This window comes from Priestia sp. D3YE.R1 (assembly GCF_049199565.1).
GTDB lineage: Bacteria > Bacillota > Bacilli > Bacillales > Bacillaceae_H > Priestia > Priestia aryabhattai.
Genome location: NZ_JBLTHW010000002.1, coordinates 393707 through 406633, shown reverse-complemented (window position 1 = coordinate 406633; position 12927 = coordinate 393707). Strand labels below are relative to the sequence as shown.

Annotated in this window: 13 protein-coding genes; 5 read left to right on the top strand and 8 right to left on the bottom strand. The window is 36.5% G+C overall.

The window, feature by feature from the left end; translation table 11 throughout:
• Positions 1–26: 26 nt before the first annotated feature.
• From ACOZIR_RS14365 to ACOZIR_RS14345, 5 genes are all read right to left on the bottom strand, one after another.
• On the bottom strand, positions 27–1829 hold the full coding sequence (locus ACOZIR_RS14365) for an ABC transporter ATP-binding protein (RefSeq protein ID WP_328120214.1): 1803 nt from the start codon (positions 1827–1829) through the stop codon (positions 27–29).
• 28 nt (positions 1830–1857) lie between these two features.
• Entirely contained in the window at positions 1858–2304 is a 447-nt protein-coding gene (locus tag ACOZIR_RS14360) for a hypothetical protein (RefSeq protein WP_016763296.1), read from the bottom strand.
• A complete protein-coding gene (locus ACOZIR_RS14355) occupies positions 2294–2560 on the bottom strand; it encodes a PqqD family protein (protein WP_045293163.1) in 267 nt (88 codons plus the stop codon). Before ACOZIR_RS14355 ends, ACOZIR_RS14360 begins: the two co-directional genes overlap by 11 nt.
• Positions 2560–3342: a hypothetical protein gene (locus ACOZIR_RS14350; protein ID WP_251533333.1), complete on the bottom strand. Its 783-nt coding sequence runs from the start codon at positions 3340–3342 to the stop codon at positions 2560–2562. Before ACOZIR_RS14350 ends, ACOZIR_RS14355 begins: the two co-directional genes overlap by 1 nt.
• A gap of 153 nt (positions 3343–3495) precedes the next feature.
• Positions 3496–3666, bottom strand: coding sequence for a hypothetical protein (locus ACOZIR_RS14345; protein WP_160297360.1), 171 nt, complete (start codon positions 3664–3666; stop codon positions 3496–3498).
• A gap of 822 nt (positions 3667–4488) precedes the next feature.
• On the opposite strand from ACOZIR_RS14345, the gene ACOZIR_RS14340 reads away from it, so the two are divergent.
• Positions 4489–5202 (top strand): suppressor of fused domain protein, encoded by a 714-nt coding sequence (locus ACOZIR_RS14340; protein WP_045293164.1) that lies wholly within the window; start codon positions 4489–4491, stop codon positions 5200–5202.
• Between the two features lie 184 nt (positions 5203–5386).
• Positions 5387–6319, top strand: a complete 933-nt coding sequence (locus ACOZIR_RS14335; protein ID WP_045293165.1) for an aldo/keto reductase — start codon at positions 5387–5389, stop codon at positions 6317–6319.
• Positions 6320–6482: 163 nt separating this feature from the next.
• Here the strand turns inward: ACOZIR_RS14335 and ACOZIR_RS14330 are convergent, their stop codons facing one another.
• Together ACOZIR_RS14330 and ACOZIR_RS14325 are read right to left on the bottom strand one after the other, a co-directional pair.
• Positions 6483–6836 (bottom strand): DUF4181 domain-containing protein, encoded by a 354-nt coding sequence (locus ACOZIR_RS14330; protein ID WP_415383679.1) that lies wholly within the window; start codon positions 6834–6836, stop codon positions 6483–6485.
• A gap of 32 nt (positions 6837–6868) precedes the next feature.
• Entirely contained in the window at positions 6869–7738 is an 870-nt protein-coding gene (locus ACOZIR_RS14325) for a LysR family transcriptional regulator (protein WP_045293167.1), read from the bottom strand.
• 131 nt (positions 7739–7869) lie between these two features.
• On the opposite strand from ACOZIR_RS14325, the gene ACOZIR_RS14320 reads away from it, so the two are divergent.
• Both ACOZIR_RS14320 and ACOZIR_RS14315 read left to right on the top strand, forming a co-directional pair.
• Positions 7870–8544, top strand: coding sequence for a class I SAM-dependent methyltransferase (locus tag ACOZIR_RS14320; RefSeq protein WP_155010400.1), 675 nt, complete (start codon positions 7870–7872; stop codon positions 8542–8544).
• A 565-nt stretch (positions 8545–9109) separates the two neighbouring features.
• Entirely contained in the window at positions 9110–10198 is a 1089-nt protein-coding gene (locus ACOZIR_RS14315; protein WP_421535640.1) for a L,D-transpeptidase family protein, read from the top strand.
• A gap of 57 nt (positions 10199–10255) precedes the next feature.
• On the opposite strand, the gene ACOZIR_RS14310 is transcribed toward ACOZIR_RS14315, so the two are convergent.
• Positions 10256–12187, bottom strand: coding sequence for a hypothetical protein (locus ACOZIR_RS14310; RefSeq protein ID WP_415383678.1), 1932 nt, complete (start codon positions 12185–12187; stop codon positions 10256–10258).
• 136 nt (positions 12188–12323) lie between these two features.
• Here ACOZIR_RS14310 and ACOZIR_RS14305 point away from each other — a divergent pair, with 136 nt between their 5' ends.
• Positions 12324–12917, top strand: coding sequence for a YdbC family protein (locus ACOZIR_RS14305; protein WP_421535639.1), 594 nt, complete (start codon positions 12324–12326; stop codon positions 12915–12917).
• Positions 12918–12927: the final 10 nt, after the last annotated feature.

The following is a 12927-nucleotide window of genomic DNA, read 5'->3' as shown; positions in this document are numbered from 1 at the left end:
GGGAAGTCCTCCTAATTTATTTGTCTTTACAGCATGATGGCTTTTTCTTCGTTACTAGAAAGCTGTGATGTGTTGACATTAGCAAGGTCTCGGTATAAGCCTGGCTGATGAATCAGCTCTTCATGCTTTCCTGATTGAATCAGTTTTCCATTATCAATGACAATAATAGAATCAACATTTTGAATAGTAGATAAACGATGAGCAATTACAATAGTTGTCCTATTTTTCATAATTCCTTGGAGCGCTTCTTTAACCAAGTATTCTGTTTCATTGTCTAGTGCAGATGTTGCTTCATCAAGCAATAAAATAGGTGCATTCTTTAAAATAGCGCGAGCAATTGCAATCCTTTGCTTTTGCCCTCCGGATAACGTTACCCCTTTTTCACCTATTTTGGTCTCATATCCATGAGGAAGTGATAGAATGAAGTCATGAATATGAGCAGCTCTTGCAGCTGTGACTAGCTCTTCTTCAGTTGTCTGAGGGTTAGCTAAAAGCAGATTTTCTCTTATAGTACCAGTAAACAGAAAAGTTTCTTGTGGGACATATGCAATTAAATTCTGCAGTTCGGATGCATTAAGAGTACCAATCGGCGTTTGATCCACATAAATTTTTCCTGCTTGAGGTTTATAAAAACCTTGTAACAAGTTAAATAGAGTAGATTTCCCTGCACCGCTCGCTCCTACGATCGCTATGCTTTTTCCTGCAGGTATTTGTAGATTAAAATTTTCAAAGATATACCTTTCTCCGTCATAGCTAAAGGTCATATTCTGAAAACAAATAGCTTTTTGCTTTGGCTTCTTTTGAGAAAACTCAGGAAAATCAGTAGTTTCATATTGTGCTTTTAGTATATGAGCTATTCTTTCAACTGCTGATATAGACCGTTGAAATGCAGCCCACTGCCCTGCGAGTCCATTCAATGGATAAATTAGACGGTTGCTAAGACTTACAAACGCTAGAAGGGAACCCACTGTTAACATCCCTTTTGAAACGATTAAAGCCCCGAAGCATAGAGTGACTAGAAAGGCTATTAATGCAATAGCTTCGCCTCCTGCATAAAATAACCCCTTCATTTTTCCATTATACAAATCCAATGCTAAAGCTTGCTGATTTTGCTGACGGTATTTACTAAAGAAAGATCGTTCTAATAAAAAAGATCGAATGACAATAAACCCTTGAAAGATTTCAGATAAACTACTGGTCATTTCACTGTTTAGCTTCAAAATTTCCCTGCTGCTGTTGCGTAATAAAAAGCCAAAAACACCACCTGCAATCACAGCAATAGGTATAATAAATAAACCCACAAATGAAAGCAATAGACTAATATGGGCTAGATAAAGAAAGATCGCAATAAATAATAACGGCAACTTTATAAGGTTGATAAGATTTCGCCCAATCATTCCATCTATGCTGTTAATATCATTGGTAAAATGAGAAATAAATTCTCCAGAGTGGGTTGTATGAATTTTATGAACGGGAGAAAGTAACAGTTGCCTTAGCAGCTGCTCTTTTAAATCTCGTTTAATAGAAGATGTTGCAACCGCTTCAATATATGTATCGTAATAGATTGTAAGAAAGCTTATAAGTATTAGACCAAAAGCAAGTGGCAGCAAGTGCTTAACGCGGGTAAAGTCTCCTTGAACGGCAGCATCTGATAGATGTCCAAGAAACCATGCGGAGGCAAGAGTAATTAAAATGTCCGTCAATAAAAAAAGCATTAGCCCTGCGTAAGCTTTCCAATGTTTTCTAAGCAAAGGGTATACAATTGAAAAAGCGCTTATCATTTCCTCTTTGTCAAAATACCGCTTTATATCAGCTCGATTTAATTTCATCATAACACTCCAAAAATAAGCGATTAGCTTAATTAACTATTTTTTGATTAATATATTTTTTTAAGAAACGGGAGCTAAAAGGAAAAAAAAGCATTAACCAGCACCATATATAGTCAAAAGGAGCAGCCATATAAACTTTTTTTTGTTTTTTTCGGGAGATTGCCGTCAATTTCCCAATAACTTGTTCTCTCGTTACAGGCTCATCACAGCAAAGATTAGTATCTCCTTTAAATATATAGTGCAGCTGCTCGTTCTTGTATCTTGTTTTAATTAATCGATGAGCAATCAATTGCCCGCTTTTCGTATGAAAGAGACCAATATCACCTTTTTTTAAAACAGGTGCTTTTTCAAAGGTGCAAAGGTCATTTTGGCGAATGCAAGGGTACATGCTGAACCCCTCAGAAGGAAAATGGACATACCCTTTTTTTTCTATAACATTCTTCAACAATACTACGCTTTCTTGGTTAATTGGCATAATCAATCAATCCATATTTTATCAACTCAGAGAGAAAGCTTTCCATATCTTCAAACGAAAGCTCGTCTTCTACTTGATAATCCGTTTGCAAAGATTTGATAAGTGAAGGAATGGTACAAGGGTTTTCGAGTAAAGACCAGCAGCAACCTCCCAATTCGTTAATTTTTGTTACCGTATATGCTTCCGTGTTTAAAATTACCCATTCACTGTCAAGTTGAACGGCCTCCATATCTTGATTTCGAATAAACTGCTTCATTAGGATATCAACTCCCAAAACGTATTATTTTTTTGAAAATAAAGATCATATACAGGTACATAATCTAATACCTCTTTTATCATTTGAACAATTTTTTTTGTTTCTTCGCGGTCTTTATTCCAATAAAAGACTTTATCCATTATTTGAAGTAAAGCACTTGCTTTTCCCAACTTTGTTCTCTCATTGTTTAAAGCTTGATGCAGCAGCTGAATACTTGCTAATGGAATAGTTCCTTTAATAGATGGAGCTGAGAGCTCACTCCGAAACGGAGAATTAAACACAGTAATTTGATTTTCTTCTACCTTTACAAGAGTTGCTTCATCAGAAAGAATGGGTCTTGGAGCGGACAATTGTGCACAAGTTGATTTTCCTGCTCCGGATTGGCCAGCAAATAAATGAGCCTTTCCTTTTTCAGTAGCACATGAGGAATGAATAAGCAGCCCCCAGTTGTGATAAACAATATAAGAACTATAAAAATTCATAAGCGCATGCTTTAAAGCTAATTCATCATAAATTTGAATTTGAGCCTTTCCCTCGCTCAAATTTGCTTGAATTCTATAATCAGCTCTTTGAAAAGATATAGTATCTGCCTCTTGTTCGACTTCTACTTGATAGTCTACAAAAGGAATTCCATATCCACTTTCTATGTGTATAACCATATCTGGGCATTCAATTTTAGAAAAAAAAGGCTCGTAGTTTTTTTGAATTAAATTCAAAATCTGAAATGAATGACACACAATTAAAGCTTGATGCTCTCCAATTCTCATTGTAACTTTTTCCATAATATGCTCCTTCAATTTTTAAATAGAGAAAAACAAGTAAATGTTAGGCATCTCTTCAATCATCTATATGTAGCATTCAACATTGATTTAAAAATAATAGATTTTGTTAAGATGCCTAACAAGTGGGTTTAGAACCTCTTTGTATATCCTTTTTTATGGTCTATTTGGATTGTTTGGTGGGAAATTAACACCTCCATTACCATGTCCAGGGTGGTCCTGGTTACCTTGTCCAGGATTCCAGCTTTGAGCAGTTTCAAATCTAATAGGCTGATGATCCATAACCATTGGGCGCTTAGATGATACCCCTGGTTGTTTTTTTGTCATTTTCATAGTGTAGTCCTCCTTTCAATTCGTCATATTATTCAGATTATATATAATAATTTGAGGGTTCTTTTTTAACTCCTTGATCTCGAGAATTAAAGATATTACTATATTTCAACTCCCAGAAGCAAAGTGATAAGGTTTCCCCTCAACTATTACCCAAGTAACTAGAAAAACACTTCACAAAAAGTAATTTGTTTCACATGAATTTCACGCTTCTACATATTCTTTTTTAAATTTTCATATGTCCTTTAGACAAGGGGATCAAAGACAGTTGTGACACTACTCGCTTTCCTTTAATAATTCGTAATAACGTTCATTATAAAGAACAAAATTCCTAAAGATATCCCTTACTAGTCATTTAAACCTATTAAAACCAGGCTCATAATACTTAATAACTAGTTGTTTTCTATTATAAAGAACAAAACACAAATAGTAAACCTTTATTAAGAACAAAAAGATATAAATTTTTACAAAATTCGTACCTTTATTAAGAACATCACTTTTTTATTTATCTTTGCTTATTATTGGAATAGAATCAAATTTATGTGGTAGATGAGTAAAAGTAGTAAACGGTCGTATATGTATCTAGCAACTATAAATATATAAATTTTCAACCTAGTTGGTTACGCTTATCATGTATAACAAACACCCCTTCTCGTAGACATAAGTACACTTAAAACAATTAGGGGTTAAAAGGTTCTAAGCTGGTTAGTTGAAAGCAAATATATAATAATTTATACACTATTGTTAAATAGTGGTTTACGAGTTCCCTAAATGAGGTATATATTGGGTACTATGAAGTCGTAAAGAGGTGTGGGATACTTGTCATTATTTTTAAAGTGGAAGCAAAAGAAGCAGGAAAAAGAAGCAGAGCGTGTTCTTGAGGAATCAATCTCAAAAAGAAAAGACTACTGGAACACAATTGGACATATAGACGGAGACGTATTAACTCATTTGTTAAATCCCATGTTTTTTGGCGGGCCTGCTTGGCCATCTGGACGTCAAACATTTATTCGTGTTCAAAAAACAGAGACGGTTATTTTAGCAAGCGACGGCTTGTCCGATCCGTTTCAACTCCCTGAAGAAAAGAGCCAAAGACAAGGAAAAGGATTAGAATTCTATATCGAATGCGATGATGAATCTCTGCGCGGACCTTTATCGGATATCCAGGATCACTGGGCATTTGACCTTCTTTATCAAATGAGTCAAAATGCCGCCGCTCATCCTAATATGCTAGAACTATTCATGAAACATGATGTTCTTTCAATTGAATTTACGGATTTGGACGTACCGCCTCATTTTGTAAATAAAAATGGAGATATTGGTGTATTGCTAGGAGTTCAGTCTCCTTCTGTTTCAGCTAGCCTCTCTTTACCTTACGAATCTATTAAACTGATTAGCATGAAGCTTCTTACACCAAACGAATTAGAATATGTGCGCGAACAAGGAGCGCAAGGTCGCAGGCAGCTCGCTGAAACATTTCAGCTGTCAAAAAGCTATCATATTACCATGACTAAAAGAGAGTCTCTTATTTAAAAGAGGTTCTTTTTTGATTTCTGCTATTGAAATAGAGCCCTGTAGCATATAATCCTTATTTACATGCAACTCAAGTTCACATACTTTGTTAAAGCTGCTTTTCATATGAGCGTACTATTTTTGATTCATGGTATATTTTGCTATAGTAAAAAAGAAGATATAAAAAAGGAGATGGACGTTAGACATGGCAGAAAAAGTGCAGATTGGAAAATCCGAATTATATGTTAATCCTATTGGACTTGGAACAAACGCTGTAGGAGGACACAACTTATATCCTAACCTAAACGAAGAAGTCGGCAAAGACCTTGTTCATAAGGCGCTAGATAATGGCATAAACCTACTTGATACAGCGTTCATTTATGGTCCTAAACGTTCTGAAGAATTAATTGGTGAAGTACTAAAAGAACGCGGAAATCGTGAAGAAGCGGTTATCGCTACAAAAGGGGCACATAAAATTGTTGGAGATGAGGTACTGCTAGACAATTCTCCTGCGTTTTTAAAACAGTCGGTTGAAGATAGCTTAAAACGCCTTCAAACAGATTATATCGATTTATATTATATTCACTTTCCAGATAAAAACACACCTAAAGACGAAGCGGTCGGTGCGTTAAAAGAATTAAAAGATGAAGGAAAGATCCGTTCTATTGGGGTATCAAACTTCACATTAGATCAGTTAAAAGAAGCAAATAAAGATGGTTATGTAGACGTAGTACAAGGGCAATATAACTTAATTCAGCGAGAAGCAGAAAACGATATTTTACCTTATACGGCTGCAAACCGCATTTCATTTATTCCATACTTCCCGCTAGCTGCTGGTTTACTTGCTGGGAAATACGATAAAAATACAAAGTTTAATGACCTGCGCGAAGATATGCCTCATTTTATCGGCGAAGCATTTCAGCAAAACCTAGAAAAAGTAGAGCGTCTTCGTCAAATCTCTAGCGCAAAAGGTGTAGAAGTAGCCCATCTTGTTCTGGCTTGGTACTTAACGCGCGATTCAATTGATGTATTAATTCCAGGAGCAAAACGCGCTGAGCAAGTACTTGATAACTTAAAAACATTAGATGTTCAGCTTACTTCTTCTGAAATTAAAGACATTGATCATATTTTTAAATAATATAAAAAGAGGCTCGGACAAAATAGCTGAAGGGAAATCCGAACAATCAATCGAAACGATTGATTGTTCGGTTTTTTTATTGTTATGGTGAACGTAAGTTTCATATGTTTAGCTGCTTCTAGCTGTTGATTGGATTAATGTAGTTATGTCTTATCTCTTTTTCCTATACAATTCCGCTGGCTAATAGAACAAAAGCTGTAAAGAAGAATCCCAGCTGTACAAAGCTTGTTATGTACTCTTTCGTTTCTTGTTTATATGTCCATTCATCTATACTTTTCAATAAAATATTCACGACTAAAAATAGGAACGATACGATATAAGGCTCGACAAACATAAAGATCATATCGAGTAACAGACAAAGAACAAAAGCTATCGTCACATATTTATCCCACCGGTCTAAAGCTAGACTTGCATACTCATATTTGCCCCAAAATTTGCTGCGAGGGATATCAAGCACTTTTCTTACGATAAAGTCTGCTAATACCGCTGCTGCTACAAGTATTATTAATATATACATCGCCACTCTCCCTTCCTTTTTATGGTATCATTTCAGCTCGTTTCTGTTAAGGTCTCAGCTACAAAGTGCTTAAACTGCTTTGTTTCTTCCGTTTCACCTTTTGTTACGATATACGTATGTGAAGAAGGCCGGATAATTTTTTGCTGTGAAATCACGCTTAACGTTTGATTGTCAATTTCCTTTTTCACCATAGAAAATGGCAAATAAGATACGCCTAGACCTTCTTCAATAAAGCGCTTTGTAATTTCTACTTGCGTCACAGGAAGCAGCTGAATATGAGGATAACAAGCCTTGATTTGAAGGAGTAAATCTTCCCAATAAACAGGATGATTATTCGTAAGCAGCCGGTAGGAAGATAACAGCTCCTGTTCCGTACGTGCCTCTGCAGAAAATGGTGCAACTAAGACTGCTTTTTCTTTATGAATTAATTCATATAAAACGTCTGCCTGACCTGGAAGCATCCTTGTTAATCCAATATCTGACCTTCTGTCGCTGATGTCTTTTCCCACTTGAAACGAATTTGTGATATTAACCGTTACTTCAATATGGGGATATCTCTCTACAAATTGTTTGATAAGGCTTGGTAAAACAGATGCTGCTATTTGAGGGGCAGCGGATATAGTCAGTTTTCGGTTATATCCTTGCTTCCATAACTTAAAATTCCCTACTCCTTCTTCGTATGCCCTCACCATTTTTTGAGCATGAGGCAAAAAAAAGCGTCCGGCCTCAGTCAGCGCGATATATTTACCTTTTTTTTCAAAAAGCTCAGCGCCTAGCTCTTGCTGCAGTCGCTGAATATGCTTTGATACAGCAGGCTGCGTTAAAAATAAATCTTCAGACGCTTGCCTGAAATTTTCATAAGACGCCGCTATGATGAATGTTTTTAACCATTTGATCTCCATTTTCTTCTCTCCATCTCTTTCTATTCATAACAAACTGGAATCAATACTGCTTATTTTTGTTTATTTTCTTTTCTACCAAAATTCTATACGATATATGTATCTCAATATTACCAAATAAAGGAGCTGTAAAAATGAAAAATAACGTGAAAGAAAAATTTAACGCCCATGCTTCTCAGTATGATGAGCAGCGCCGCAAACTTATTCCTTGTTTTTTTGATTTTTATTCCATTCCCGTTTCTCTTCTTCACTTTTCAAACAAGCCGCTTCGCGTACTTGATATCGGAGCAGGTACAGGGTTGTTTTCTTCTTTTGTTAAAGAAAAATACCCAGATGCGCATTTCACGTTGATTGACGTCTCAGATCAAATGCTTGAAAAAGCAAAGGAACGCTTTAAAAATGAACAGCATATGGAATTTATTGTATCAGATATAACAAGCTACGAATTTGAGCACTCATTCGACATTGTGATTTCTTCACTTGCTATTCATCATTTAGAAGACGAACAAAAGCAAAAGCTGTATGGGCAAATTTATAATTTGCTGCATACAGGAGGGATATTTATTAATGCCGATCAAGTATTAGGCCATTCTTCTATTATTGAAGAGTTATATAAAAAAGACTGGAGTGAAAGAATTGCCGCAAGCGGATTAACTCATGAGCAAATTGAAGCTGCTCATGAACGTACGAAGTTAGATAAAATGGCAACTTTACATGATCAGTTAAATTGGCTAACAGCAAGCGGGTTTAGCACGGTGGATTGCATCTATAAATTTTTTAATTTTGTTGTGATGTATGCTCAAAAATAACGGTTTAAAAACTACTTGTCTCTTTGCAAGTAGTTTTTTACTTTTTTCCTCCCTATATTCGAATAAGAATATTTATCTATTTCCACAAAACTACGCATACTTCTTTTCCAATTTCGTATATCTAATAATAGCTTCGTTCTCCTGAACTTTTGAATTTTTTTGTACATAAAACCCATATAAAGTATTTTTATACTATTTTATGTCTTTTTATGGTATAAAAAATACAAATATGTTACAATATGATTACAAAATAATCTGTATAACGCTTTCATTTCTTTACACGAAAATGAAGAACTGGAAAGGATGTGCTGCTTATGTAAATATGAATACGCTAGATTAGTAAACTTATATTCTTAAAGTTGTACAAAGTATCAAGAAAAACTTAGTTATTCTTATTATTATAAATTCCCGCTAGTAAAGTCTTTCTACTTAATGATTTCCTTATTAAGCTTATACATACAGGTATAGAAAATTCAGCTATTCGTCTTTTATTTTATTAGTGAAGAATTTATAGCACTGCCGCATCATACGTTTTTCATTAATGCAGCCTAAGGAGGCGCAGCACATGGCAAATAGAATATCAAGAACAACAATCGTACTCATAGCGGCTATTTTAGCTCTAGCCTGCTTGTTTGTAGGAGTTCCAAAAACAGAAGCTGCTTCAACACCATCTCATTTAATTATCATTAACAAAGCAACAAATAAACTCGCTTATTACCAAAATGGTTCACTTGTCCGAACGTTTTCAGTAGCAACAGGACGCACGCAGTCTCTTACACCAGAGGGCCATTTTAAAGTAGTGAATAAAATTGTCAATCGCCCTTATTACTCAGGGAACATTCCTGGTGGAGACCCTAGAAATCCTCTTGGCAACCGCTGGCTGGGTCTAAATGCGAGAGGTACATACGGCACGACGTATGCTATTCATGGAAATAATAATCCTGCTTCCATTGGCAAATATGTAAGCAGCGGATGCGTTCGTATGTACGATGAAGAAGTGGCATGGTTATTTAGTAAAGTGACCGTCGGTACACCGGTTGTGATTACAACTTCTTCTAAATCATTTAATGACATTGCAGCAGCAAACGGGTACAACGTTTCTGGAAACTCAGGTTCTACTCCAGCTCCTTCTACAGGAACTGTTTTAAAGAAAGGCAGTAAAGGAAATGCAGTTAAAGAACTTCAACAGAAGCTAACTTCACTTGGCTATAACACAAAAGGTACGGACGGTGTTTTCGGTGCCAATACAGATTCAGCTGTGCGTAAGTTCCAAAAAGACCATGGCTTAACGGCTGACGGTATTGTTGGGCCAGCGACGTATAAAGCTTTAGGAAACCCTGGAACCAACCCGACACCAACAAATCCAACAAATCCGACAAATCCAACAAATCCAAAGCCAACAAATCCAAAGCCAACAAATCCACCAGCGGATACAACAATTAACACAAAACAAACGCTAAAAAAAGGAAGCAAAGGCAGCAATGTTCAAGCTCTTCAAAAGAAATTAACGGCGCTTGGCTATGATACAAAAGGCACGGACGGTATTTTCGGCGCCAATACAGAAGCCGCTGTGCGTAAGTTTCAAAAAGACAATAAGCTAGCAGTTGACGGCGTTGCCGGACCTAATACTTTAACTGCTATTTCTAAACGCTAATAGAGCCTGAAATCAGGCTCTGTTTTTTATTTATAAACTTCTTTTTACATTAACTTCTTAATGAACCATTACCCCGTCTTTCTTTTCTATCACATACTTAATTAATTGATAAACGGTTCTCATAAGAATTTGCTGCTGATAGATATCGTTTTTGGCAGGGATTACACTTTCTATTACCCTGCTATATTTATACGGTTGATCGTCTTCTTTTTCTTTATAAAGAGCGAGCCAGTCCTTACGGGCATTTTCAAGCAGCTGTTCGTTGAAATATGAATACACAACGCTTGCAAACTCACCTGCCAATTCTTGAATAACCTGCTGTCGTTCCGTGACAGAATGATAGGTACTTGACCATCCAGACGGCTGGCTTAAAAAATGCTCATACACAGATGAAATAACGGCTGAGGCAATAGCTGGTACCGGTCCTTCATGCTCTCCTAAAGCAATCTTCAAACACGCTTCTCTATCCATATAAGGAATGTTCAGCGACTCCATCGCTTCGTAAAAAGCCTGGGAAACGGTCAAATTTAAATAAATAGGATGCAGCTCATGCTGTTTTTTTCTCACTCCTGATACTAAAGCTGAACTTAAGTCTTTATATAGGACGTGACTCTCTTTAGCTTCCTCGTGTACACGTTCCCAAATAGACGTTTTGCCTACTGTTAAATAGTAGTGAAGCTGCTTTTTCATAAGAGGTGAAACGCTTTTAAGCGCATAATCTATCATTTTAGCCATGGCATGTTTTTTAGCATAATCCGTACGGCAGCTTGGAGAGGTCAGCAAATCTCCGTGTGTAACACAAACGTTTACTTTAGCGCCGTGACCATGTACAATGAGCTGCTGAAGAAATTGAATATCTAATTCTTTAAGCCCATGATGTACGTATAAAATAGAAGCTGCTTGTTTAAAAGAATCGTGGATAGTGCTCGTATATTCAAAACACGGATGCTCGCAAATTGCTACCCCTTTTTTAAAAGAAAAAGGGCCGCAAACTTCAATTCTACGAAACAATGGATAAATAAGACGTCCGTTATTTTCTTCTTCTTCATTTGTTAGGGGACCAAAGGAAGACAGCTCTTTTGCTGTGAGACGACAGGATATTGGCCAGTCGTCTTCTCCTACTTCCCACGTTCCTTCCTTATATTCTTTCAGCCGTGATTCAATTACTAGAAGCATTTGCTCGATGATTTTTCTACATTCAAGCCGCTTGTGCCATACCTCTGCAAAATCTCTTCCTTCTTGATCAACAGCGTCTTTTACTATTTCACTTTCTCGTTTAATTGCATCTACAAATTGTTTGAATGAACTATTTTCATCGCTCATTCTTAAAGGAACATCATCATTAAAGTAACGGGCTTTGTATGGGATATCCCCTAAAAGAGCGCGCAGATTAAAAGAGGAATCTCCGTGTAATAACTCAAAGACCAAGTCATAATCCGTGCCTCCTTCAGCATACACTTCAGCGCTTCTTAGTAGGATATTCTCCAATTTTCTTTGCACTTCACTTCGCGTAAAAAAACAGACAGCAGCTTCATAGTGTTGGGAATCCTTCACCTTATACGTAGCAGAATAAGCGCCTTTACTTCCTATTCCTAGAAAGCCACATTCTTTTTTTATACCGAGAAGCTGGCTGATTAAGGCTGTTTTGCCGCTTCCTTGTTCTCCGATTACATGAATGTACTCATACTCGCTGTCAATTTGTTCGCTCGTTCTTTTTTCAATATCGTTATAAAAAGCATTCACTACTCGTTCATCATATCTTGCTTTTGCTCTGCCTTTTGCAGTACTTGTCCAAAAATCCTGCACTCTCAGCAGTTCATTCATCTCTTCAACCAGAATGTCAATTTCATCGTGTTGCTCTGTATACATAAACCGTTTAACAAACGGGTGCGATCTTCCTCTTTCATCTTTTTTAAACGGATGCTGAAACATAATTGACCAGCCTTTTCGCATAGGAGACTGACAGGCTTTTGCACGAAAAACTTTCATTCATTTCCCCTTCTTTCCCTAACATTGTCCTATTTGAAATGTATGGCTTTTAAAGGGGGGATATGTCTATCATTTTCCTCTTTTTAGAAGGATTTTTCCTGCATTTATCGAAGTAATTAATTGAGGTGATGGGAGAATGTTGACAAAAATTGTGAAATGCAGCATACCGACTGATAAAAAAGCATCTTTTTCATATACGCAACAGCATTGGGCTGCTCTTGCACACGTGAATGGTTTCATTGGCCAATTAGGGGGTTGGAACGTGGAAGATGAAACAGATGCTTGTATTCTAGCTCTGTGGGAAGATGGAACAACTTATCAAGAATTCATGAAGCATACTCATGATTCTATTTTTTATAAAAGCAAGCAGGATCAAACATATACGAATTTGGACGTTTCAACATCAGATCCGTCCTACTTCATCGGAGCACGCTACAATTATTATAGAAGCAGCGCCATTGAAAGCCGTTATTTAGTAAAGACGGAAATTGAAGTCGATTTTTACGACAAAGAAGATATCCATGAGATGGTAAAAAGCTTGATAAATCTTTCTTATCGCTGTTTATCTCACGTTGTATCACCAATCGAGCATAGCAAGCTTGTCATCTTTTCATTATATGGCTCTGCTTGTCCGCAAAAAACGATTGATACTTTCGTTCATCCAAATGTACTGAATGCGTCTCAATACATATATCAATTAGAGAAAAATTGGAACTTTCTTTCCAATTAAAAAATAGAAG

Coding starts and splice junctions, on each gene's coding strand:
- ACOZIR_RS14320 (WP_155010400.1), top strand. CDS start 7,870: ATGAAAAATAACGTGAAAGAAAAATTTAACGCCCATGCTTCTCAGTAT.
- ACOZIR_RS14325 (WP_045293167.1), bottom strand. CDS start 7,738: ATGGAGATCAAATGGTTAAAAACATTCATCATAGCGGCGTCTTATGAA.
- ACOZIR_RS14365 (WP_328120214.1), bottom strand. CDS start 1,829: ATGAAATTAAATCGAGCTGATATAAAGCGGTATTTTGACAAAGAGGAA.
- ACOZIR_RS14310 (WP_415383678.1), bottom strand. CDS start 12,187: ATGAAAGTTTTTCGTGCAAAAGCCTGTCAGTCTCCTATGCGAAAAGGC.
- ACOZIR_RS14315 (WP_421535640.1), top strand. CDS start 9,110: ATGGCAAATAGAATATCAAGAACAACAATCGTACTCATAGCGGCTATT.
- ACOZIR_RS14305 (WP_421535639.1), top strand. CDS start 12,324: ATGTTGACAAAAATTGTGAAATGCAGCATACCGACTGATAAAAAAGCA.
- ACOZIR_RS14330 (WP_415383679.1), bottom strand. CDS start 6,836: ATGTATATATTAATAATACTTGTAGCAGCAGCGGTATTAGCAGACTTT.
- ACOZIR_RS14360 (WP_016763296.1), bottom strand. CDS start 2,304: ATGCCAATTAACCAAGAAAGCGTAGTATTGTTGAAGAATGTTATAGAA.
- ACOZIR_RS14355 (WP_045293163.1), bottom strand. CDS start 2,560: ATGAAGCAGTTTATTCGAAATCAAGATATGGAGGCCGTTCAACTTGAC.
- ACOZIR_RS14350 (WP_251533333.1), bottom strand. CDS start 3,342: ATGGAAAAAGTTACAATGAGAATTGGAGAGCATCAAGCTTTAATTGTG.
- ACOZIR_RS14335 (WP_045293165.1), top strand. CDS start 5,387: ATGGCAGAAAAAGTGCAGATTGGAAAATCCGAATTATATGTTAATCCT.
- ACOZIR_RS14345 (WP_160297360.1), bottom strand. CDS start 3,666: ATGACAAAAAAACAACCAGGGGTATCATCTAAGCGCCCAATGGTTATG.